This window comes from Agrobacterium sp. GW821-FHT02D03, from assembly GCF_059421725.1.
Genome location: NZ_JBWKVN010000002.1, coordinates 738,168 through 762,329, shown reverse-complemented (window position 1 = coordinate 762,329; position 24,162 = coordinate 738,168). Strand labels below are relative to the sequence as shown.

Annotated in this window: 17 protein-coding genes; 4 read left to right on the top strand and 13 right to left on the bottom strand. The window is 59.9% G+C overall.

Annotation, left to right across the window (positions count from 1 at the left end):
• Positions 1–22 precede the first annotated feature (22 nt).
• The 10 genes from ligD to AC07U5_RS16855 all read right to left on the bottom strand — a co-directional run bounded on the left by ligD (position 23) and on the right by AC07U5_RS16855 (position 11,623).
• Positions 23–2,518 carry a DNA ligase D gene (ligD, locus tag AC07U5_RS16900; RefSeq protein WP_494723708.1) on the bottom strand — a complete coding sequence of 832 codons (2,496 nt, stop codon included), beginning with the start codon at positions 2,516–2,518 and terminating at the stop codon, positions 23–25.
• A gap of 3 nt (positions 2,519–2,521) precedes the next feature.
• A complete protein-coding gene (gene ku, locus AC07U5_RS16895) occupies positions 2,522–3,355 on the bottom strand; it encodes a non-homologous end joining protein Ku (protein ID WP_494723707.1) in 834 nt (277 codons plus the stop codon).
• A gap of 20 nt (positions 3,356–3,375) precedes the next feature.
• Positions 3,376–3,630 carry a hypothetical protein gene (locus AC07U5_RS16890; protein WP_062444176.1) on the bottom strand — a complete coding sequence of 85 codons (255 nt, stop codon included), beginning with the start codon at positions 3,628–3,630 and terminating at the stop codon, positions 3,376–3,378.
• Between the two features lie 104 nt (positions 3,631–3,734).
• Positions 3,735–4,856, bottom strand: coding sequence for a diguanylate cyclase domain-containing protein (locus tag AC07U5_RS16885; protein ID WP_494723706.1), 1,122 nt, complete (start codon positions 4,854–4,856; stop codon positions 3,735–3,737).
• A 124-nt stretch (positions 4,857–4,980) separates the two neighbouring features.
• Positions 4,981–5,211: a hypothetical protein gene (locus AC07U5_RS16880; protein WP_062424514.1), complete on the bottom strand. Its 231-nt coding sequence runs from the start codon at positions 5,209–5,211 to the stop codon at positions 4,981–4,983.
• Between the two features lie 151 nt (positions 5,212–5,362).
• Complete coding sequence (locus AC07U5_RS16875; RefSeq protein ID WP_494723705.1) at positions 5,363–7,090, bottom strand: acetyl/propionyl/methylcrotonyl-CoA carboxylase subunit alpha; 1,728 nt, start codon at positions 7,088–7,090, stop codon at positions 5,363–5,365.
• Positions 7,091–7,107: 17 nt separating this feature from the next.
• Entirely contained in the window at positions 7,108–8,700 is a 1,593-nt protein-coding gene (locus tag AC07U5_RS16870) for a 5-oxoprolinase subunit B/C family protein (RefSeq protein WP_494723704.1), read from the bottom strand.
• Between the two features lie 7 nt (positions 8,701–8,707).
• The gene (locus tag AC07U5_RS16865; protein WP_112520549.1) at positions 8,708–9,514 is read right to left on the bottom strand and encodes a putative hydro-lyase; all 807 of its coding nucleotides are present in this window, start codon (positions 9,512–9,514) and stop codon (positions 8,708–8,710) included.
• A 16-nt stretch (positions 9,515–9,530) separates the two neighbouring features.
• On the bottom strand, positions 9,531–10,292 hold the full coding sequence (locus AC07U5_RS16860; RefSeq protein WP_494723703.1) for a LamB/YcsF family protein: 762 nt from the start codon (positions 10,290–10,292) through the stop codon (positions 9,531–9,533).
• Between the two features lie 74 nt (positions 10,293–10,366).
• On the bottom strand, positions 10,367–11,623 hold the full coding sequence (locus AC07U5_RS16855; protein ID WP_494723702.1) for an NRAMP family divalent metal transporter: 1,257 nt from the start codon (positions 11,621–11,623) through the stop codon (positions 10,367–10,369).
• Between the two features lie 259 nt (positions 11,624–11,882).
• Here AC07U5_RS16855 and AC07U5_RS16850 point away from each other — a divergent pair, with 259 nt between their 5' ends.
• Positions 11,883–12,548, top strand: coding sequence for a GntR family transcriptional regulator (locus AC07U5_RS16850; protein WP_062424513.1), 666 nt, complete (start codon positions 11,883–11,885; stop codon positions 12,546–12,548).
• Positions 12,549–12,672: 124 nt separating this feature from the next.
• Here the strand turns inward: AC07U5_RS16850 and AC07U5_RS16845 are convergent, their stop codons facing one another.
• The gene (locus AC07U5_RS16845; RefSeq protein ID WP_245495166.1) at positions 12,673–13,392 is read right to left on the bottom strand and encodes an outer membrane protein; all 720 of its coding nucleotides are present in this window, start codon (positions 13,390–13,392) and stop codon (positions 12,673–12,675) included.
• Positions 13,393–13,652: 260 nt separating this feature from the next.
• Between AC07U5_RS16845 and AC07U5_RS16840 the strand changes: the two genes are divergently transcribed.
• From AC07U5_RS16840 to pbpC, 3 genes are read left to right on the top strand one after another with little or no spacing between them, the layout of a single operon-like run.
• The gene (locus AC07U5_RS16840; RefSeq protein WP_494723701.1) at positions 13,653–14,216 is read left to right on the top strand and encodes a GNAT family N-acetyltransferase; all 564 of its coding nucleotides are present in this window, start codon (positions 13,653–13,655) and stop codon (positions 14,214–14,216) included.
• 46 nt (positions 14,217–14,262) lie between these two features.
• Positions 14,263–19,701 carry an alpha-2-macroglobulin family protein gene (locus AC07U5_RS16835; RefSeq protein ID WP_494723700.1) on the top strand — a complete coding sequence of 1,813 codons (5,439 nt, stop codon included), beginning with the start codon at positions 14,263–14,265 and terminating at the stop codon, positions 19,699–19,701.
• On the top strand, positions 19,701–21,782 hold the full coding sequence (gene pbpC / locus AC07U5_RS16830; RefSeq protein WP_494723699.1) for a penicillin-binding protein 1C: 2,082 nt from the start codon (positions 19,701–19,703) through the stop codon (positions 21,780–21,782). The genes AC07U5_RS16835 and pbpC overlap by 1 nt, the downstream gene beginning before the upstream one ends.
• A 90-nt stretch (positions 21,783–21,872) precedes the next feature.
• On the opposite strand, the gene AC07U5_RS16825 is transcribed toward pbpC, so the two are convergent.
• Together AC07U5_RS16825 and AC07U5_RS16820 are read right to left on the bottom strand one after the other, a co-directional pair.
• Positions 21,873–22,379: a cupin domain-containing protein gene (locus AC07U5_RS16825; RefSeq protein WP_113260442.1), complete on the bottom strand. Its 507-nt coding sequence runs from the start codon at positions 22,377–22,379 to the stop codon at positions 21,873–21,875.
• Between the two features lie 247 nt (positions 22,380–22,626).
• Entirely contained in the window at positions 22,627–24,159 is a 1,533-nt protein-coding gene (locus AC07U5_RS16820; protein ID WP_494723698.1) for a YifB family Mg chelatase-like AAA ATPase, read from the bottom strand.
• Positions 24,160–24,162: the final 3 nt, after the last annotated feature.

Genomic DNA, 24,162 nt, shown 5'->3' with positions numbered 1-24,162 from the left:
TGAGGGCGATGCTCTCAACACCTCAGCCAGGAAGCGGCTTGGCGGAAGCCCGGAAATCCGCCCATGGGTCAGACATCCTCGCCTTTATATGCGCGGGTGTGTTCTTCACTGTGAACTCCGCCGGGCCTTTAATCTTCGACAACTCCGACCATTCGAGCGGCATGGAAACCGTAGCGCCCGCTCTGGCGCGGGTGGAGTAGGGGGCCACCGCCGTGCTTCCGCGCCCATTGCGCAGGTAGTCGACGAAGATGCGACCACTGCGCTTGGCCTTGGTTGCCACAGCGAGATATTTATCCGGCTCATCTTTGCCCATGTCGGTCGCGAGTTTCTTCGCAAAATTTTTCACCTTCGCCCAGCCGGCTTTCGGCTCCAGTGGCGTGACGACGTGCAGGCCCTTGCCGCCCGACGTCTTGACGAAGGCGGCAAGTCCCGCTGCTTCCAGCCGGGATTTGAGGTCGAGCGCGGCTTCGACGACAGCGCCCCACTGCACGTCCTCACCCGGATCAAGGTCCATGGTGATCAGGTCCGGCTTCTCCCAGGACTTGGTGGTCGAACCCCATGGGTGAATTTCCAGCACGGCGGATTGAACGAGCGCCATCATGCCATCGAAATCGCTGATCACCACCAACGGTTCGCCCGACCGATCCTTCGGATCCTTGATAGCACCAATGGCTTTGTTCATTCCGCGCCACGGGTGCTTCTGGAAGAAGGTTTGGCCGTCGATCCCTTCCGGGCAGCGGAGCAGTGAAAGCGCGCGATTGGTGACGTAGGGTGCAATATGCTCCCAAACCTGTGCATAATAATCGGCAAGATCCGCCTTGGTGATGTTCTGATCCGGCCAATAGACGCGCTCAGGGTGGGTGAACTTGATCTTCGTTTGCGGCGTCTTCACTGCGTCACCTGTCTCGGGCTCTGTCACGTCTTCCACCTCCCGGCTGATCTCCTTGGGTGCCTTGTCTTCCCGCAACTCTTTGAAGGAGGCATGGCGAAGGTTGCCATCGCCGGACCAGCCACGAAACTCGACTTCCGCGACAAGCTCTGGCTTCACGTAGTGAAGATCGCGCCGGGCCAGTGCTGTCAGCTTCTGCGAGAAGGGACTTTCTGTCTGCGTCTGCGGTTTCAGCCTGTCGAAGATCATCTCCGCAGTCGCGCCGGTGAAGCCTGTTCCCACCCGGCCGACATGCCGAAGCTTGCCATTCTCGTAGACACCGAGCGCCAGAGAGCCGATAGCCTGGTCCGATGAGGAAGAGAGGGTATAGCCACCGATAACGAATTCCTGGCCGCTGCTGCACTTGGACTTGATCCACTGCCCCTTACGCCCGGAGACGTAGGGAGACTCGGCGACCTTGGAGATGACGCCTTCCAGTCCAAGCGAGCAGGCATGCTGGAGGACCTTTTCTCCGTCCTCCTGAAAATGCGCGCTGTAGCGCAGCACAGAGTCGTTCGAGGGCAGCAGTTTTTCCAGCAACGCTTTGCGATCCACAAGTGCAGCGCCTTGCAGGTCCCGGCCGTCCAGATAGAGCAGGTCGAAGACGTAGTAGTGGAAACGATCCTGCCGGCCCTCGCTGAGATCGGCCTGAAGTGCGGAGAAGTCGGAAACGCCGCTTTCCTTTTCGACGACCAGTTCGCCGTCGATGATGGCGGTTTCCACCGGCAGTGCCGCGAGCGATTGGCGGATGGCCTCTCCGAATTTCTCCGTCCAGTCCAGACCGCTGCGGGTCAGCAGAACGACCTCTCCCTTCTCGATCCTCGCCTGGAGGCGATAGCCGTCAAACTTGATTTCATGCAGCCAGCGCGATCCCTCCGGCGCATTGTTCTTCAATGTCGCCAAAGCGGGTTTGATGAAAGACGGCATTGCCGCCTTATGGCTTCCCTTGGGAAAATCATGCACCTGCTTGCCGGTCGTCTTCGCACTTTTGGCTTTGGACGAGACGTCTTTCGAGTTCCAGGTGTCCTTCGGGTGCTCTGCCACCTGCTCGATGCTTCGCCCCGTCTTGACGGAGTTGGTCGCCTCTTCGATCAGGTCGATGGTTTCGCTGGCTTCCTTGTCATGGGCCTTGATCAGCAGCCAGTTTTCGCGCTTCTCCTCAGGCTTGCCTTTCATCCGCACCAGATGCCAGCGGCCTTTCAGCTTTTCGCCGTCGAGTTCGAATTCCATATGGCCCTTGCGGTAGGCCTTCTTCGGGTCGCCGATGGGGGACCATGTGCCACGGTCCCAGACGATAACCGTGCCACCACCATATTGGCCCTGGGGAATGATGCCTTCGAAGTCGGCATAGCTCAGCGGGTGATCCTCGACGTGGACGGCAAGCCGCTTTTCATTCGGATCGAGGCTCGGGCCTTTGGTCACGGCCCAGCTTTTCATCACGCCGTCCATTTCCAGGCGGAAATCATAGTGCAGCCGCCTTGCATCATGTTTCTGCACCACGAAACTGTTGCCAGCAGTCGCCGCCGCTTCGCCCTTCGGCTCCGGCGTCTTATCGAACTTGCGCTTCTGGTTATAGGTTTGAAGGCCCATGGATCAACTTGCCTTCTTGCGTTTGGCGGTGCCGGACGACTTGGGCTTGGCCGCCTTCTTGTCGGAGGCACCGGCGCTCTGGCGCAGGGCTTCCTTCAGGTCGATGACGTTGTCGCGCTTCTCTGGCTCACGCTTCTTGATCGTCTTTCCTTCGATCTTCGCCTGCACCAGTTCTGTCAGAGCATCATTATAACGGTCGCTGTAATGCGACGGATCGAATTTGCCGGCTCGCTTCTTGATGATGTGGCCTGCGAGTTCCAGCATCTCGTCATCGAACTCGATGTCGGGAATTGATTTGAAGGCGGCGGTCTGCGAGCGCACCTCGTAATCATAGTTCAAGGTCGTGGCGATCACGGCGTCCCCGTCGAGACGGATCAACAGCATTCGGTTGCGGCGAAAGAGGATTGCTTCTGCAAGAGCCGCGACCTGACGCTCCCGCAGTGTCTGCGCCAGGAGTGAAAGCGCTTCGCGGTCCTCGTCGGTCGAAGGTGATAGATAATAGGGCTTGTCGAAATAGAGTTTGTCGATTTCATCGCATTCGAGAAAGCTTTTCACCCGGATGACCTTGTTGCCGTCCGGCATCAACTCAGAAAGCTCGTCGCCTTCGATGACGATGTGGTCGCCATTCTCAAGCTCATAGCCCTTGACCTGCTGATCGCGCTCGACCTTGTCACCGGTCTCGCTGTCGAGATACTGTCTCTCGACGCGGTTGCCGGTTTTTCGATTGATGATGTTGAAGGAGATTTTTTCCGACGATGAGATCGCTGTGTAGAGTCCGACATCGCACTGAAAATCAGCGAATTTGATAGTGCCTCTCCACACGGCTCTTGGCGCCATCGCCAGCCTCCTTTTACGCTCTAACTTTTACTGGAACGCTCGCGGTCGATTATCCGCTCGACGGCCACGACATCTTCCTGCGAAAACACCGGAACAGGGTCGGACGCCATGGCCTCCATCACATCCGGCGAAAGCCCACCGTGCCGCGCGACCCACTCCATGGCCTCACGCGTCTCCCGTTCCGCTTTCAATTGCGCATAAAGCGCCACGATTAGCCTGTCGCGAATGTCGGGCTGTTGATCCTGTCGAGGTGTGGTTTTTGCAGTATGTGCCATCGTCCTTAAATTCGAGACAGGCACGAAAGTTCCAGCATGGGCAGCATGATGGGATTCTGGTCGCACTGGATGGCCGGAAGTCGCAAAGATAAGGGGCTCTCGCCTCAGGCAGCTGCCACGGGAAATTCCTCCTCGAAGGAGGGCAGTTCTTTCTCCACGCCACCGCCATTGCGCTTTGCCCGGTAGGAGGCAGCGTCCGCCAGGCGTATCATGGTGCTGAACTCCGCATCCTTGGCCGCTTCAGCCGTATATCCGAGGCTGACGCCCACGCGGACCGGTTCATTTGAGAGGTTGAATGGTGTTGTCAACGACCGCACGATGTCATGGGCCATGCGCTCGACATCTGCTGCGTTGCGGACCTCCGTCTGAACGACGACGAACTCATCGCCGCCAACACGTGCGGCGATGTCTTGGGGCTCAAGGGGGTCCCGAAGCCGGGCGCCGACGCCGATCAGCAGGTCATCGCCCGCGGCATGCCCGAGGCGATCGTTGATAGCCTTGAAGCCATCCAAATCAAGGCAATGAACGGCAATCATCGTGCCCGTCGTGCGCAAAATACCGCTAAAGCCTTCGCGAAGTGCAATGCGATTGGCAAGGCCGGTCAAAGGGTCGGCGCGCGCAAGGCGCTCCATCTCAAGTCGCAGCAGGATCTGCTGTGACGCCGTTCGATACACATGCGACACGCTCTGCATCGCCGCGAGCAGGAAGACAGCGAACATCGTGGCCAGCAACCAGTGCGCCGCGTCGCCCGCGAAGGCGGCCGAAATCGTGGTTGGCACGGCCGCGATAGTGAGTGCGGTCACTGATATGAGAGGTCGAACCGACATGCGGCTGGCAACGCCGGCCGCATAACCGAACAGCAGCGCTGTTGCCAGCACATGCAGGGAGAAATCGGAGGACCGGAAGATCAGTGCGGAGATCGCGCCGACCGAGGCGGCGACGAGAAATGTGAGAAGAGCATGCGCAAGCTCCCAGTCTTTCGGCGTCAAAGAGGTGGGGTGCCCGGTCTTTGTCCAGCGTCGGTGGCGCAGCATCACGCAGATCTTGCTGAAGGACGCCAAGCCACCGCACACCATGGCGACAAAAATCCAGGTGTCATGCAAGGTTGTCGCGGCGAAGTAGCCAATGGCGACGATGGTAAAACCCATGACGGTCATCGGTGCAACCGTGTAGGCCAGTTGGGCAACAAGTGCCTTATAAAGGTCGTCCGGTTCTCTTATTCGCATCGATCAGCCCTTGCCACGGGGTAGCGGTTATAGAGCGCTATAATCTATGCGGAAAATTTAAACGACTCTCTAATCGACGCCTCAATGGTTGTCAGCTGTCCTCAGCGCTGTCGCGTCTTGAAGGTTACCCTCTAAAGTCGCCTTCATTCGTGTCGCGCTCGTCGTAATTCACGTCCCAATCCTTTTCGGGCTTTTTCTTGCCCGGCGGCAGTTTGTTGACAGTCGCGTCTTCGGAACCGGTGATGACGGTGGGTTTGGCGCTTGCGACGCCATTATTGTCGGACGTCTTTTTGCCCGGCGCAAATTGCGGCTTTGCGTCGGCATGGATCTTGTCGATGTCTTTCTCAGAGCTCATGGGAACCTCCATTGGTTCATGAGCTAACCTCGAAGCAGGAGGTGTGTTCCGTCAGCAGACATTCTGGAGCACCTGATAGCGTCTCTACGTGATCGCGACACCAACGGGATGACCGGAGCAGGCGCAGTTCTCGCCTGCTCTCAAAGGGCGATCAGTCAATCGTCATCAGCGCGTGGCCAGCCTGAAGGTAGTCGCCTTCCTTGACGAGAAGACGGATCGTACCGCCCTTGGTGGCGAGGATCTGGGTTTCCATCTTCATGGCTTCCATGACGGCAACCAGATCGCCTTCGGAAACAATCTGGCCGTCTTCGACCTTGAAGGATTGGAGGGTGCCCGAAACTGGTGCGGCAATCTCGCCGTCATTTTTGGTGGCTGTGCCACTTGCCGAAGCCGGTGCTCCGCCACCGACGCTGCCGAGGGCAGAGAGCAGAAGCGTGGGCAGGCCGACCGAAACGCGCTTGCCATCGATTTCCAGATAGGTGCGGTGGATGGAAGGGTCATCTGCCTGGGCAGGGCGCTCCATCGCGTCAGGCATTGCGGCGAAATCGGTCTCGATCCAGCGGGTGTGAACCTTGAAACCGTCTTCGCCGGTGAAGTCTTCCGCCTCAAGGGCTGCGCGATGGAAGGGCAGGACGGTTGCCACGCCTTCGATACGGAATTCCTTCAGCGCGCGGCGGGCCCGTTGCAGTACCTGCCGGCGATCCTCGCCCGTGACAATCAGCTTTGCCATGAGAGAGTCGAACACGCCGGGCACGCTCGAACCACTGACGACACCGCTATCGAGACGAACGCCGGGACCCGACGGCGGATCGAAAACTGTGATCGTTCCTGGCGTTGGCAGAAAGCCGCGGCCTGGATCTTCGGCATTGATACGGAATTCCATCGAATGGCCACGAGGCTCCGGCGTTTCCAAAACGCGAAGCGTCTTGCCTTCGGCAATGCGGAACTGTTCGATCACCAGATCGATGCCAGTCGTTTCCTCGGTGACGGGGTGTTCGACCTGCAGGCGGGTATTGACCTCCAGGAACGAAATCGTGCCATCGACGCCCAGCAGAAACTCCACCGTGCCGGCACCGCTATAGCCCGCGGCGGCACAGATTGCCTTGGCGGAAGCGTGGATTTTTTGACGTTGCTCGTCCGAGAGGAAAGGGGCAGGGGCTTCTTCGATCAGCTTCTGGTTTCGGCGCTGCAGCGAGCAGTCGCGGGTGCCGAGCACCAGCACGTTGCCATGCTTGTCTGCCAGAACCTGCGCCTCGATATGGCGCGGCCGGTCGAGAAAGCGTTCGAGGAAACATTCGCCGCGACCGAAAGCGGCGGTCGCTTCTCTGACGGCGGACTCGTAGAGATCGGCGATCTCTTCCATTTTCCAGGCAACCTTCAAGCCGCGTCCGCCACCGCCATGGGCAGCCTTGATGGCAACAGGCAGGCCGTGTTCTTCGGCAAAGGCGATGACTTCGGCCGCGGTTTCTACCGGACCGTCGCTGCCCGCAACGAGCGGCGCGCCGACGCCGGTCGCAATACGGCGTGCCTCCACCTTGTCGCCCAGCGCTTCGATGACCTGCGGATCGGGACCGATCCAGATCAGGCCGGCATCGAGCACGGCTTGCGCGAATTCGGCGCGTTCGGACAGAAAGCCGTAGCCGGGGTGAATAGCATCCGCACCCGAACGCTTGGCGATGGCAATCAGCTTGGGAATATCGAGATAGGTTTCTGCAGGACGCACGCCCTCCAGCGCATAGGCTTCGTCTGCCATGCGAACGAAGACCGCATCCTGATCCGGGTCGGCATAGACGGCGACTGATTGGAGCCCGTAATCCCGGCAGGCGCGGATAATCCGGACAGCGATTTCGCCGCGATTGGCAATCAGGACTTTCTTCATCGCTTTTCTCCTCGGATTTAAGTGTTTTTGGCCGTAATGTCGGCGAAAGGCCCGATCGGGCGAAACTGGATTTTGGCATTGACGGGGATCTGACCCGCGAGATCGAGATGATATTCCGCCACTGCCCCGATGACGGGGTAACCGCCCGTCAGCGGATGGTCGGCAAGGAAGAGAACTGGCTGGCCGCTATGGGGGATCTGGATCGCGCCCGTTGCAGTTCCCTCACTCGGCAGTTCTGCGCTGTCGCGCCGTTCCACGGGCACCTCGCCCGCAAGGCGAATGCCCACGCGGTTGGACTGCGGCGTGACCTGCCAGAGTTGGTTCGTCAGCGTCTCAATGCCCTTTTGGGTGAACCAGTCGGTGCGCGGTCCAAGAACAACGTCGAGCGTGACGACCTCATCCATGGCCGGTGGCTCGAAGGCGGGGACCTCATCGATGGCGACGCTCGAAAACTCGTTCGTTTCGGCCTTGAGCGGCAGGATCGTACCTGCCGTGACCGGTTCTGGACCGACGACGGCCAACGTATCGGTGGCGAAGCTGCCAAGTACGGGCTCGACATCGAAGCCATCTCGCACGGCGAGATAACAGCGCATGCCTTTTGGCGGCTGGCCGAGCGTGACGGTATCGCCCGCCTCAAGCGGGATGGGCGCGTAAGTCTTTGCAGTGAAACGCCCCTCTGCCGTTTCGATGGTGACGGGACAGGGCGCGCCGGTGAGACCGATAACGGTGCGGCTGGCAGCGCGGAAGGAAAAGCCGCCGAGCGTCAGCTCCAGGCAGGGCGTGTTATGCGGATTCCCGACGATGCGGTTTGCCGCATTGAATGCGCCACGATCAAGCGCGCCGGACGCAGAAACGCCCTGTCCGGTCTGTCCGAAGCGACCGAGATCTTGGAAGAGAGCCGGCATGGGCGCCGCCAGCACTTCGAAATGCGACCCTTCGCGCGACGGCTCCTTACGCGGCTTTGCCTTCGAGACTGGCAGGCCGGTCTTTCCTGACGCCTTGTCCATGTCGAGGAAGCGAACGCGGTAGCCCGGCTGGAAGAGCGCGCCAGGCTCGCGGTCGATGTCCCACATCTTCAGGGGTGTCGTCCCAATGATCTGCCAGCCGCCCGGGCTGTTTTGCGGATAGACGCCGCTGAAGGCGCCCGCGAGCGCCACAGAGCCGGCCGGGATGCGGGTGCGGGGGCTCTGTCGCCGGGGAACATGGAGTGCGGGATCGCCACCCACCAGATATCCGAAGCCAGGCGCAAAGCCGCAAAACGCAACGGTAAATTCGCTCTCGGTATGACGACGGATCACCTCGTCGACGCTAAGCCCTGTCAGCGTCGCAACATCGGCAAGGTCTTCGCCATTATAATGGACCGGGATTTCGACCAGCTTGTCGGATGGCGGAATCTTCGCCGTCAGGTCGCGACGGGAAAGCTCTGCGGCAAGCGCCTGCCCGTCGATCTTTTCTGGTCGAAAGCGGATCATCAGGGTGCGTGCGGCCGGTACGGTTTCCTCGATGCCCGCGACGGGATCGTTTTCGAGCGAGGCGAAAAGCGCGAGCGTTTGGTCCAGATCGGCAAGTTCGACAAGGATCGTCGTGAGACTGACGGGGAGAAAGCGCATCATGTCCTCACGCGTGATAGGCAGAATCGGGAATGTCGGTGATGAACATATGGCCCGGTGCATGGGTAATGGCAAATGGCACGCCAGACGCCATGACCGCCGCCTGCGGGGTCACGCCGCACGCCCAGAAGACTGGGACTTCGCCGGGCTCGATGCGCACGGCATCGCCAAAGTCGGGTTTTGCGAGATCAGCAATACCAAGCTCTTCCGGCATGCCGATATGCACCGGTGCGCCGTGAACGGCCGGAAACCTTCCGGAAATCGTCGCCGCATCCGCAACCCGCGATGCCGGGATCGGACGCATGGACACGACCATGTTGCCCTTCAAGCGCCCCGCCGGGCGGCAGGGACGGTTGGTCAGATACATGGGGACATTGCTCTTGTCCGTCATGTGACGGATCTCGATGCCCGCTTCCACCATCGGCGTTTCAAAGGTGAAGCTGCAGCCGATGAGGAAAGCGACCATATCGTCGCGCTCGGCCCAGGCCGACGTGGCATCATGTGTTTCCTCAGCGAGCTTGCCATCACGCCAGATCCGGTAGAGCGGCAGATCGGTTCGTAGATCGGCACCCGGCGCAAGAAGCGTGGTGGGTGAGCCGGGATCGGAGACGTCCAGTACAGGGCAAGGCTTTGGATTGCGCTGCGCATAAAGCAGAAAGTCGAAGGCCCAGTCGCGCGGCAGCACGATCATGTTGGCTTGCGTGAAGCCCGGCGCGATACCGGAGGTCGGCTGCACGAGACCAGCGCGGTAGCTGGCGCGTGCTTTTTGGGCAAGCTCGACATTCTTGGCGGTGTGCGATGTAGGGATGGTCATTAGCCGCTCCTATCGTTCAAGAGGTGAAAGAGCGAACGGCGATACCGTCCGTTTCAAACCGGCGGCGAATTTCGCGTGCAATATCGACCGCGCCTGGGCTGTCGCCATGAACGCAGATGGACTGCGCCTCGATCTTGATCATGCTGCCGTCGATGGCTTCCAGCGTTCCATGGCGGGCCAGTTGCACCATGCGGTCGGCAATTTGACCGGCATCATGCAAAACGGCGCCCTTTTCTCGGCGGGACACGAGTTGCCCATCCGGCGTATAGGCCCGGTCGGCAAAAGCTTCAGCCACTATCGAAAGTCCCGCCTTGCGTGCCAGTTCGAGGATCGGCGCGTTGGCCAGTCCCATCAGCACCAGCGACGGATCGATGGCTTTTATGCCATCAATGACTGCCTGACCTTGTTTGGCGTCATGGGCGATGCGGTTATAGAGCGCGCCATGTGGCTTGACGTAGCGCACCGTGGTGCCGGCTGCTGCGGCAATGCCCTTTAGTGCGCCGATCTGGTAGATGACGTCGGCGATCAGATCCTCCGGCGTCACATCCATGTCCCGGCGTCCGAAGCCGACGCGGTCCGGATAGGAGACATGAGCGCCGATCGTAACGCCGTTTGCGGCGGCTGCCTTCACCGTCTTGTAGATGCCTGTCGGGTCTCCGGCGTGAAAACCACAGGCAATGTTGGCGCTGGAGACGATGGAAAGCATGGCCTCGTCGTCGCCCATGCTCCATGCACCGTAACTTTCGCCGAGATCGCTGTTGAGGTCTATATGCGCCATGTCGTCTTTCTCCAAATGCGGTTGATCTCCGTGGCCACGCTCAGGTGGCCACGATAAATGCTTGCTTGTGCTTCTTACAGTCCAAGCAGAGCGAAGATCGGGCCGACAGACTTGTAGGCCATGTACCATGTCAGGCAGCAGGTGAGCGCGCCGAGGATGAGCAGCCAGCGCGGATAGTGGTAGCCGCGCATCAGGTCCGGACGCTTCCAGGCGGCAAACAGCAGCATGGAGAGGCCGATGGGCAGGACCAGACCATTCAATCCGCCGACGAAGACGAGCATGGCGGCCGGGGGCGTGGTGATCAGGATATAGGACACCAGCGAAACGCAGATGAAAGCGACGGTCGAAAGATTGCGCTGGCGCTCGGTCATTTCTGGCTTGAACGCGGTGAGGAAGGACACAGAGGTGTAGGCCGCGCCGATGATGCTAGTGAGTGCCGAGGCGAGGAACACCGCACCGAAGAGCCTGAAGCCGATATCGCCGGCAGCCGCATGGAAGGCCTGGCCTGCAGGGTTTGCCGCCTTGCCAGAGAGGTCGATGACGACACCGCTTGCAACAACGCCGAGAATGGCGAGGAAGAGAATGTAGCGAAGAACGCCCGTGATCGCGATGCCGCTCAGTGCCGCACGATTGACGGCACCAATATTCTCAACGCCTACCGTGCCCTTGTCGAGAAGGCGGTGTGCGCCCGCATAGGTGATGTAGCCGCCGACAGTGCCGCCAACAATGGTGGTGATGGTGGCGAAATCGATCGTGTCGGGGAGGAAGGTCTGGTGGAAGGCTTCAGCCACAGGAGGGCCGGATACGATCGCCGCGTAGAGGATGAGGGCGAGCTTGACGAAGGCTGCGACGTAGACGACACGGTCCATGGCAACACCAGCGCGTCGCGACAGGAAGATGCCGATGGCGACGAGTGCACCGATGGCACCGCCAATCTTGGGGTCGAGGTCAATCATGGCGTTGAAGCCAAGACCGGCACCGCCGATATTGCCGATGTTGAAGAACAGGCCGCCGATGATGACGAGGACTGCCAGAAGATATCCGGAGCCTGGAATGGCGGCGTTCGCAATCGCCGGAGCCCGCATCTGTGTGACGGTGACGATACGCCAGATATTGGCCTGGACAACGAAGTCGATGATGATGGAGACGATGATGGCGAAGGCAAAGGCTGCACCCAGCTTCACCGTGAAATTGGCGGTTTGGGTGATGAAGCCAGGGCCGACGGCGGCCATGGACATCAGGAACATCGCCGATAGGAGCGCGTAGCGCTGGCTCTTCGGGTTAAACGCAGCCGCGTTCGTGCGGCCGGGCGTTTGCTCGGTCTGCTGCATGAGAGTTTTCCTGTTCTTATCGTCACCCGCCCCTCGCGGATGCTTATGAGGTCATCATGGATGGTTTGTTTGTGATGTCAATATTGTTCAACAATTTTTTTATTTTGTTCATTCATGCTTATATTCTTGGCGTCGAAAACAGCCTTCGGAGAGGACTTTGCCGTCCCGGCAGAGGCGTGGTTAAAGCCGTTGAAACTATTGCTTGATTCCGCCAGTCTTTTGTTATCTGAAGACGCCGCAAGAAGAAGCGAGGAAGCCTGTGACAGACACACGTGAAAGCATGCCGCTGTCCGACTGGATCGCCAAGCGCATCCGCCTCATGCTAATTTCGGGCGAACTCAGACCCGGCCAGCGCATATCCGAAGCAGCCTTCAGCGAGCATCTGGAAGTGTCCCGCAACTCTCTGCGCGAGGCCTTCCGCATCATGACGAAGGAAGGGCTGCTTCGCCACGAAACCAATCGTGGCGTCTTCGTCCAGACCCCGACCATGGCGTCGATCATGGATATTTACCGGGTACGCCGCATGCTCGAATGCGGAGCGTTGCGTAAAGCGTGGCGCCTGCATGAATCGGTCAAGGTCATGCGTCAGGCCGTAGAGGAAGCCAAGAAGAAGCGGGAGCAGGAGCTTTGGGTCGATGTCGGCAGCGCCAATATGGCCTTCCACTCGGCTGTCGTCGCACTTGCCGATAGCGAGCGGTTGAGCGAGCTTTACGAAAGGGTCTCGGCCGAGCTTCGCCTGGGTTTTGCCCTCATCGAGGATCCTCGTCTGCTTCATTCACCCTTCGTCGATATGAATGACGAGATTGTCTCTTTGTGTGAAGAGGACAGGTTCGCAGAGGCAAGCGAGAAGATGGAAGACTATCTGCTGATCTCCGAGAACGGTCTTCTGAAAGCGTTCGGAAAACTCTCAGGCAAGGCGCGGTAAAGCATACGGCCTTCCGGGAGTTGGCTTCTGCTCTTCCGTTTATCCAAGCTTTAAAGCCGTCCGTAGAAACAAAAAGGGGACCGCGCAGCACGCGATCCCCTTTTTTGTCATATTCAATCGTCGATCAGAACTGGCGACGGAAGCCTGCGGTGATGGCGTGGCTCTTGAAATCCGTGCTGGAGACGGTGCCGTCCGTAGCAGTGAAGTCGAAGTTGTCGGCACCTGTGTAACGATAGCCGATATCGAAGGTGGTGTTGGCAAACAGCGCGTTGTCACGCAGGAAGGAAATGGTGTTCAGCTCGATGCCGACGCCTGCATCCAGATGGTACGCGAATGCGGTGTCGCTGTCGTTCATGATCACGCCGGCTGCAGCCGTGCCCTGGCGACGAAGCTTGAGGTTCATCGCGCCGATACCGCCACCGAAGTATGGCGTGAAGGCCGTTCCCGTCGGAACGTCGATGTAACCGTTGACATAGCCCTGGAAGTTGCGAGCCGAGCCGAAGGAACCAGCAGCGTCCACGCCGTTTACCGTATGCGTGTCGACATCCGAGCGGCCGTAACCGACTTCGAGCTCGAGGCGTGGGGAAACGAAGTCGTAGGAACCGAAGCTGTAACCGACGCGGAATCCGCTGTAGTATCCGACATCGTAATCGGTGTTGACGCCAGCGCCGATAGTCGAGAAGTTCGTGTCGTCAAGAAATGTCAGGCTGTTCAGGCTACCGATGTAGAAGCCGCCTGGATCGGCAACAACTGCCGGTTCGGTCTGAACGGCAAGGTCAGCCGCGTAGGCGGTGGTGGAAGCAAGCGCTGTCATGAGTGCAGCAAGCTTGAAGACGTTTCGCATTAGAAAACCTTTCTGAATCGGCCCCCGCCGTTGTCCAGAGACTGCTTGCAACCTCCTCCAATGTCCACGCCGCAGCTTTGATTTAGCACTTGATCGCGAGCTGAAACCGTCATCCCGTTGCAACATGGCAACGAATGGATGAGGTGACGTAAGGGAAGGACATTGACCAACTGCGGGCGACATAATGTGGTTGTTTTTTCATTAGATGGCCCCTTCCGACGATTGCGCTGTAACAATCAGGACATCCTTGGGAGACGCAGATGGAAGAGATCAGAACCGAGCGCCTGGTGCTTAGAAACTTTCAGGCCGCAGACGCGCAGGACCTTTTGTCCTATCTGCACGATCCGCGACCGAGTTGCTTTTTCTCCCAGCGACTTCAAAATCTGGACGAAGCCGAGGCAGAGGCGATGAAGCGTGGCGGCTCAGATGACTATATTGCCGTTTACTCAAGCGAGCACGGCAGAATGATTGGCGAGCTTTTCGCCACCGCCGATGAAGAGGGCGATACGCTGTCCGTCGGTTGGAATTTCAACGGTGAGTATGCAGGCCGTGGCTATGCTTATGAAGCGGCGCGCGCCCTGTTCCGCTGGCTCTTCGATGAAAGGCAGATACGCCGCCTCTACGCCTATGTTGAGGACAACAACCTGGCCTCTCAGCGGCTGTGCGAGAAGCTTGGAATGCGCCGCGAAGGGCTTTTTCTCGAGTTCATCTCTTTCACCAAGGATGAGGCCGGGCACCCGCTTTACGAGAATACGATGCAATATGCACTTTTGCGCCGGGAGTGGCAGCACCAGATGCAAGGCTCCGTTGACAAAGAAGCTTGAATAGGACCAAAGTCGCGCCGATCATTGTGTTTTCGGGGAGAGACCGATGTCCTTTCGCGTCATTTCGCACGCTTTTGCCCTTGTTCTTGCAGCATTTTCCGTCTCGCCTCTTCTGGCTGAGGATGCGACGCGCAAGGTGGTAACAACCGCAAATGGCGACTATTTCGGTTTCGATCTGCGCACGGAACAGGATGTGTCCCTGGACCAGTGCAAGACCATCTGCATCGATGACAAGGGCTGCAAGGCCTTCACCTACAATCCCAAGGTGAAGTGGTGCTTCCTCAAATCTGACTATAATCAGCTCAATGCGTTTCCCGGCGCCGTTGCCGGTAAGATTGTGGAGGCGGCAAGCGAGCCTGATCTCGGCGCGCCACAGCGTCTCTCCTTCGTCGAGGATAGCCTCTACCAGCAGGCCCGCAAGCTAAAGGCGGATTTGCCTGAGGCGGATGACACGCAAGGTCTCGAAGCCTTGCTATCGCAAGCACGCCAACAGGCGGTGCTCGATATCCCCCAGGCGGTGGAAATCTACAAGTCGGCACTATCGCTCAATCCTGAGAATGGCGCCTTGTGGGCGGAGCTCTCATCCGTCGAGGCGAAGGTCGAGAACAACTACCAGATTCTGGGCGAGGCACCGGCCGCAGCGCTCAACGCCTACCAGCTTAGCCGGACACAGGGCGCCCGCCTGGCTGCGCTCAACCGGTTGGCTCAAGCCTTCGAGAAGGGCCAGAATTATCGCGCGGCGCTGAACGCCTACAAGGCAAGCCTTGCCCTTTCGGATGTTGCCAAGACGCGGGCGGCTTATAACGACCTTCGCACCCGCCAAGGCTTCCGCGTCATCAACAACACGGTCGACACCGACAGCGTGACACCGCGCGCCTGCATCCAGTTTTCCGAACCGCTGGTGAAGAATGCCGACTACTCGTCCTTCGTGACGCTGGACGGCGCTGCTCCGAAAGCGCTCGAAGCCAAGGGTAGCGAAATCTGCGTCGAAGGTCTGACGCATGGGCAGAAATACAAGATCGCCCTTCGCGCCGGGCTGCCATCCTCCGTGGAAGAGCCGCTGGAAAAGCAGGTCGATCTCGACATTTACGTGCGCGATCGCTCCGGCTCGGTCCGCTTTACCGGCGACAACTTTGTGCTTCCCGGAACCGCACGCCGCGGCATCCCGCTCGTGTCGGTCAATATCGATCATGCCGATCTGAAGCTCTACCGCGTGGGGGATCGCAATATCACCGCGCTCTTGGCCAATTCTCAGTTCCTGACCCAGATGGACGGTTATGGTGCGGAGAAGATCGAGAACGAGCTGGGCGAACTCGTCTGGCAGGGCGGCATCGACATTCAGACGGAACTGAACAAGGACGTCGTCACCAGCTTCCCAGTGGACGAAGCACTGCCGGACCGCAAGCCTGGCATCTATGTCATGACCGCCGTGCCGCCAGGCACAGCGCCAGAAAACTGGGACGCGCGCGCCACTCAATGGTTTCTCGTCTCCGATACCGGCATCACCACCTATGCCGGCACCGACGGGCTGAATGTGTTCGTACGGGCGCTGAGCAATGCCGAACCGCTGAAGGGCGTTTCGCTCCAGCTTCTCGCCAAGAACAACGAGGTGCTAGGTTCCGCCACCACCGATGCGGAGGGACGTGCGACGTTTTCCGCCGGCCTGATGCGCGGCTCCGCCGGCCAGGCTCCTGCCATCATCACGGCGCGCAATGGCGAGAAGGATTACGTCTTCCTCGACATGACACGGGCGGGCTTCGATCTTTCCGATCGCGGTGTGACCGGTCGCGCCGCACCCGGCGCCATCGACGTGTTCAGCTGGACCGAACGCGGCATTTACCGCGCGGGGGAGACGGTACATGCCGCAGCACTTTCGCGCGACATCGAAGGCAATGCGATCGAGAACCTGCCGCTGACCTTCATCTTCTCGAGGCCTGACGGCGTCGAGGACCGCCGCTTCGTCAGCGACGGCAAGGCGCTGGGAGGCCACGCGGTCGATCTGCCGCTGCAGGAAACCGCCATGCGCGGCACCTGGACGATGCGCATCTATACCGATCCGAAGGCAAGCGCGATCAGCGAACAATCCTTCCTGGTGGATGATTTCGTGCCGGATCGCACGGTGTTCGACCTCTCCAGCGCGGCAAAAGAGATCGATCCGGCAGGCGAGACGACAATTGATGTCGATGGTCGCTATCTCTACGGCGCGCCGGCAGCGGGGCTTGAGCTTGAGGGCGAAGTTGCTCTGAAGCCGTCGCGCACCAACCCGGCCTTCGAAGGATATCTCTTCGGCCTAGCGGATGAGGAGACCGAAGAAGAGAGCCGTACCACGCTCGATAATCTTCCCGTCCTGGATGAAAACGGCAAGGCAAGCTTCCCGGTGGAACTCGGCGATCTTCCCTCCACCACGCAGTTTCTTTCGGCCAGCATCACCGTGCGCATGCGTGAGGCAGGTGGCCGTGCGGTGGAGCGCTCGCTGACATTGCCGGTCAAGTCCGACAGCAACATGATCGGCATCAAGCCGCAATTCTCCGGCGATCTGGCGGAAAACTCCATCGGGCGTTTCCATGTGATTGGGCTTGCGCCAGACGGCAGCAGGCAGGCGATGAATGGGCTTACCTGGAAGCTCATCAAGGTGGAGCGTAATTATCAGTGGTACAGGCAGGGTAATTCCTGGCGCTATGAGCCGGTGGTCCATACCAAGCAGGTGGAGACCGGCACGCTTTCGGTCACGCCGGATGGAGCAGACATCTCCGTGCCGGTGAACTGGGGCCGTTACCGGCTGGAGGTGGAAGCGCCGCAGAATGACGGTGCCGTCTCCAGCGTGGAATTCGATGCCGGCTGGTTCGTAGCCGCAAGCTCGACCGAAACGCCGGATGCGCTCGAAATTGCACTCGACAAGCAGAGCTACAAGGTGGGCGAGACGGCCAAGCTTCAGGTCACATCCCGTTATGCCGGCCAGTTGATGGTTGTCTCCGGTTCCGAAAAGCTGATCTCGGTGCAGAATGTCGAGATCGGCGACAAGGGCGGCGAAGTCGAAATCCCAGTGACGGAAGATTGGGGCGCCGGCTCCTATGTAACGGCAACCCTGTTCCGCCCCGGCGACGCGCAGGAAAGCCGTATGCCAATGCGCGCCATCGGCGTGAAGTGGCTGGCGGTCGATCCGGGCGAGCGCAAGCTTGGCATCGCGCTCGATCTTCCCAAGCAGACATTGCCGAGGCAGGCACTGCAGATTCCGGTGCATGTCTCCGGTGCGGGTGCGGGCGACAAGGCCTATGTGACGATTGCCGCGGTTGATGTCGGTATTCTGAACCTCACCCGCTACGAGCCGCCGAAGCCGGACGAATGGTATTTCGGCCAGCGCAGGCTCGGCCTCGAAATTCGCGATCTCTATGGCCGCCTCATCGATGGTTCGCTTGGCGCCACAGGGCGTCTGAGAACCGGCGGCGATGGCGGGCAGGTTGCGCTTCAGGGCAGCCCGCCGAAGGAGAAACTCGTCGCGTTTTTTGCGGGCTCCGTAGAACTCGATGCCGATGGCAAGGCGACGGTCAGTTTCGATATCCCGCAGTTCAATGGCACGGCACGGGTTATGGCCGTTGCCTGGACAAAGACCGGCGTTGGCCACGCGGTCTCGGATGTCGTCATTCGCGATCCGGTGGTTGTGACGGCAAGCGCGCCGAAGTTCCTGAGCCCCAGCGATGTGTCGCAACTGCGCCTCGATATCGCCAATACCGATGGTGAGGCTGGCGATTACAATATCGATGTCACCAGCAACATGGCTGTGACTGTGGATCAGGGCGAGTTTTCTCAAACGACGAGGCTGGAAAAGGGTGGCAAGACGTCCCTGACCGTGCCTTTGACGGGCGAGTTTCCCGGCGAAGGGCAGATTGCGATCAAGGTCAGCAATAGCAGCGGCGTTTCGCTGGAGCAGGCGCTGACCATCCCGGTGCGTCCATCGGTGCTTCCGGTCACGACACGCCGCAACATCAAGATTGCGCCCAACAGCAGTCTCACGGTGGACGGCAACCTGCTGGCCGACAGCATGCTGGTTGGCTCATCGGTCTCTGTCAACGTCACCCGCTCTCCGGCGTTCGACGTCCCCGCCTTGATGATGATGCTGGACAAATATCCCTATGGCTGCGCCGAGCAGACAACGAGCCGGGCTCTACCTCTGCTCTATGCATCCGAACTGATGAAGGACAGCGGCGGCAAGGACGATCCGGAATTGCGCAAGCAGGTCCAGGACGCGATCTACCGGGTGCTCTCCTTCCAGTCGAGCGCCGGTGGCTTCGGCCTATGGTCTCCCGGCGAAGGGGATTTGTGGCTTGATGCCTACATCTCCGATTTCCTGACGCGGGCACGTGAGCAGTCCTACGATGTGCCGGAAGCAGCGATGGTCCAGGCACTCACCAATCTGCAAAACGGCCTTGCCTATGACAGCAACGTCAAGGACCGAGGCAACGAGATTGCCTATTCGCTCTATGTGCTGGCGCGCAATCGAAAGGCTGCGATCAACGATCTGCGCTACTATTCCGATACGGCCTTGAACGAGTTCCCGACACCGCTCGCCAAGGCACAGGTCGCGGCAGCCCTCTCGCTTTATGGCGATGCTGCGCGCGCCAAGTCCGCGTTCGGGGCATCCTTGAGCATGGCATCCTCGAGCACGAACGTAACGCTGGCGCGTGCCGATTACGGTTCGGCTCTTCGTGACGGCGCTGCGTCCCTGGCACTGGCGGCGGAAAGCCGTCCGGTCCCGGCGGTTGTGTCCCAGCTTGCGGGTGTCGTGTCCAAGGACTTCGAGTCCAAGAGCTATACCAGCACGCAGGAGCAGGCCTGGATGGTTCTCGCGGCGCGCGCCTTGAAAGGTGAGGACAAGGATATTCGTCTGGATGTGAACGGCACCCTGCAGCAGGGCGGCTTCAGCCAACGCATGAGCGGCGATGAGCTACTTCAAGCGCCGCTGAATGTCACCAACGCTTCGGCAGACCCGGTCACGGCGGTCGTCACCACCGTTGCGCCACCGTCCAAGCCGCTTCCGGCAGGCGGTGAGGGCTTCACCATCGAGAAGACCTATTATTCGATGGATGGCGAAGAGGTGAATGTCAGCGAGGTAGAGCAGAACCAGCGCTATGTCGTGGTGCTGAAGGTCATTCCGCAGAACGACTGGCAGGCGCGCATTCTGGTGACCGATCTTCTGCCGGCCGGTTTCGAAATCGACAATCCGAGCCTCGTCAACAGTGCGGCGCTCACAAACTTCGATTGGCTGCCGGAAACCGAAGCGGCGCATACGGAATTCCGCTACGACCGCTTCGTGGCCGCATTCGACAGAACCGCGGGCGACACCTCTGAAATCACGCTGGCCTATGTGGTTCGGGCCGTGACACCTGGCACCTATGACAACCCGGCGGCGAGCGTGGAGGACATGTACCGTCCGCAGTTCTCCGCTCGCACGGCAACCAGTAAGATGGAGGTTCGCGCAGCGCAGTAATGAGGGGTTGGCGCAGCTTCTTCTTCGGCTTTGCTCTGGCGGCGTCGGTCACCGGTGCCGCCATCTACGGGCTTGACCGTCTGGATCGCGCCTATCCGCCGCCGCTAGACAATGCGCGTATCGTGTCTCAGGAACTGGTGGATGCCGATGGCAATCTTCTGCGCGCCTTCGCCACGCCCGATGGGCGCTGGCGCTTGCAGACGACCGCGGCCGAGGTCGATCCACAATTCATCAAGATGCTGATCGCCTATGAAGATCAGCGATTTTACGACCATCATGGCGTGGACATTCAAGCTCTCGGTCGTTCCGCGTGGCAGTTGCTGACCAATGGTCGCATCGTTTCCGGCGCCTCGACCTTGTCGATGCAGGTCGCGCGCCTGATCGAGCCTCGTGCGGATCGCTCCTTCAGCGCCAAGTTTCGCCAGATGCTTCGCGCGGTGCAGATCGAACGCCGGCTCAGCAAGGACCAAATCCTCGAACTCTACCTTAACATCGCTCCCTATGGCGGCAATATCGAGGGCGTGCGTGCAGCGAGCCTCGCATGGTTCGGCAAGGAGCCACGGCGGCTGGATACGGCGGAAGCCGCGCTTCTGGTCTCCCTGCCGCAACTCCCCGAAAAGCGCCGACCAGATCGTTTTCCCGATGCCGCAAAAGAGGCCCGCGAGCGCGTGTTGCAGAGACTGGCCGTGGCACGCGTCGTCGGAGAGGGAGAGGCCGAGCGCGCATCTTCCGCCGCCGTTCCCCGGGATCGTTTGGCGCTCCCGGCCCTCGCACCGCACCTGGCGCAAGCCGCGCGGACGAAGTTTCCGCGCCAGCATGTCATCGGCTCGACCTTGCGGCGTGGCATCCAGAGCGAGCTTGAGGCGCTGGCGCGGCATGCCGCAGACAAGATCGGCGATAAGGTTTCAGTCGCCATTGTCATGGCGGATAGTACGACCGGCGACATTCTCGCCGAAGTCGGCTCGGCCGATTTTCTTGATAGCTCCCGCAGGGGCTGGGTGGAGATGAGCCGCGCGATCCGCTCACCCGGCTCGACGCTCAAACCATTCATCTACGGGCTGGCTTTCGAGAATGGCCTGGTTTCGCAGGAAACCATCATCGAGGATCGACCGGCAGATTTCTCCGGCTATCGGCCGCGCAACTTCGATATGCAGTATCAGGGTGACGTCAGCATTCGGCAAGCCTTGCAACTGTCTCTCAATGTCCCTGCGGTGAAGCTTTTGAATGCCGTCAGTCCTGCCGCTCTGATGGTGCGTTTCAGACGCGCTTCGGTCAATCTCGCACTGCCGAAGTCTGAGCCACCCGGTCTTGCCATTGCTCTTGGTGGTGCTGGCGTGTCGCTTGTCGATCTCGTGCAGCTCTATGCCAGCCTCGCCAACCAGGGGCAGCCGGTGAAGCTCGGCGATGGCGTGAGAAACAAGCCGGAGATTCTCGATGTCGAACCGATCTTTTCGCGCAGCGCCATCTGGAACATCACGGATACGCTTTCCGGCGTTCTGCCACCACTTGGCATGAAGCAGCGCGGCATCGCCTATAAGACCGGTACCAGCTATGGCTACCGCGATGCCTGGTCGGTGGGTTTCGATGGCCGCTATGTGATCGGCGTCTGGGTCGGCCGGGCCGATAATGGTTCGGTCCCGGGCATTGCCGGCTACGCCACCGCCGCCCCCATTCTCTTCGATGCCTTTGCCAAATCCGGCGTGGCGATCACGCCCTTCGCAGCCACACCAAGCGGAGTGACGCGCTTGAGCTACAGCGATCTGCCAGCCAACCAGCGACGCTTCACCACGACCGCGAGCGGACTTCTCTCAGCGTCGCGACGCGAATCTTCGCCTGTGATCGTGTACCCGCCGGAAGGCGCACGCGTTGAACTTTCAGATAGCCTTGGCGCTCTCTCCCCGCTGGTTCTCAAACTTCAGGGCGGTCGGGCGCCCTTCCGCTGGCTCGCCAACGGCAAGCCGCTGCCGGACCTGACGCGCCGCCGCAGCAATGAGTGGACGCCGGAGGGCCAGGGCTTCTCCACGCTTACCGTCATCGACGCCGATGGACGGGCGTCAAGCGTACGCATCTTCGTGCAATAGACCTCCGTGCATCCTTTTGGACGCACTAAGGACGCTTCCCACTCTTCAAATCTACAGCATTGTGCTTTGCGCATTCTCGCCCGGGGTTTTTCAGAGCGAAGGCGTTTTTGCCGGAAGAATTCGGTTCTTGACGCTATAGGCAAGTGCCAGCGCGGTCGGGAAGGGCCTGCGCAGGAAAGCGACCTTGCGAACATAATTGTCCACCCGCCACGTTGCCCAGGTGCCAGCCTTGAAGTATGCGACATCGCCGGCGTAAAGATGATGCACGGAGCCATCGGCTGCCGTCACATGCACGTCGCCCTCGATGATATGAACGGTCTCATCCCACATGAAAAACCAACGGAATGTGCCTGCGGTACAATCCCACAGCGCGGTATAAGCAGCACGGTCGCCGCTGCGGGAATGATCCGCCATGCGCGCCTGCGGATCACCCTCGATAATCCACTCCGGATTGATGGGTGCCGCCTTCATCTCCATCCGATCGGAAGCAGCCGAAACCACCGGCCGGGTCCGTCTCCGCCCCATAGCAATCGGCATGAGCGGCACTGTCCGCGACGCCATCGCAATAGCGGTCGCAATCATCATCTTAACAACCATCTTCGGTCCCCACCTTGATCGCTAACATCGTAGCAATGGTGGATGAGCAAAAGCTTCACAAATTATGTTGAATTGGAAATATCTCCATCCCTTAAGTGACGGAACAAGACGAGATGCTTAAATCTAGTGCTTATACTTGCTGCATACATGCAAGACCTCGTCTACAATATGCATATATACTTATATAATCTCTCATGCCTTGTGCTGATTAATCAGCAAATACTTTTGAAACGTCATCTGAAAAGCTTTAAGCCGCTGCCGAAAGCCGCTCGCCTGCAATGCGGTACGAGATCGCTTCTGCCAGATGCAGCCGCCCTACAACGGGCTTATCGTCGAGATCGGCAAGTGTTCGCGCGACCTTCAGGATGCGGTGATAGCCTCTGGCGGAGAATTTCAGCTTCTCTGCGGCGTCGCGCAAAAGCTGGAGGCCGGCGGCGTCCGGTTCGGCGCATTTTTCGATGAGTGCCGTGGTGCAGCGTGCATTGGTGCGGATGCCCTGGAAGCCGGCGGCTGCGAAGCGTTCTTCCTGCATCTTGCGGGCACGCGCAACGCGGCGTGCGACGTCGGCGCTGGCTTCGGCTGCCATGGGGCGGATGAGGTCTGCGGCCGAAACGGCGGGGACTTCGATCCGGATATCGATGCGATCCATCAGCGGGCCGGAAATACGCGCCTGGTAATCGGAAACGCATCTTGGACCGCGTGCACAGGTGAAGCCCGGTTCACCGGCCATGCCGCATTTGCAGGGGTTCATGGCGGCCACCAGCTGGATTTCGGCGGGATAGCTTACGCGATGATTGGCGCGCGCGATGATGCATTCGCCGGTCTCGAGCGGCTGGCGGAGCGCATCCAGCACCTGCGGGGAGAATTCGGGGAACTCGTCGAGAAACAACACGCCATGGTGAGCAAGTGAGGCTTCGCCCGGCTTGGCTCGCAAGCCGCCGCCGACAAGGGCAACCATGGTTGCGGAGTGGTGCGGGGTTCTAAATGGGCGTCGATCGGAGAGCTTGCCGCCGGAAAGCTGTCCCGCGATCGAATGTACCATCGACACTTCAAGCAGTTCCGAGGCAGACAGTGGCGGCAGGATGGAGGGCAGGCGGGAGGCCAGCATGGACTTGCCGGAGCCAGGCGGGCCGACCATCAGAAGGTTATGCCCACCAGCCGCGGCGACTTCCAGCGCCCGCTTCGCGCTCTCCTGTCCCTTGATGTCGGCGAGATCCGGAAGGTTGTCAGGATTGGCGCGAATGGCCGGAACCGGCCTCGACAGAAGTTGCGTGCTGCGGAAATGGTTGGCGATAGCAATCAGGCTGCGCGGGGCGAGGATATCGATCTCAGCACCTGCCCACGCCGCCTCTGGACCGCTATCGGCTGGGCAGATCAGACCTTTGTCCTGAGCGTTTGCGGCAATGGCTGCCGGAAGAGCACCGGCAACAGCGCCGATCGTGCCATCGAGATTGAGTTCGCCCAACACAACGAAGCGGTTCAGCGCCTCTGCTGGAATGGCGCCGAGTGCCGCCATCAGGCCGAGCGCGATGGGGAGATCGAAGTGCGAGCCTTCCTTTGGAAGATCAGCGGGCGCAAGATTGACCGTGACCTTCTTGGCAGGCATGGCGAGACCTGATGCGTGAAGGGCCGCCTGTACCCGCTCACGGCTTTCGGCCACTGCCTTATCCGGCAAGCCGACGATCTGCATGCCGACCTTGCCAGGTGCCACCATGACCTGAACTTCGACAGGCACACCCTCGATGCCCTGAAACGCAATTGTATTGACGCGCGCTACCATGAA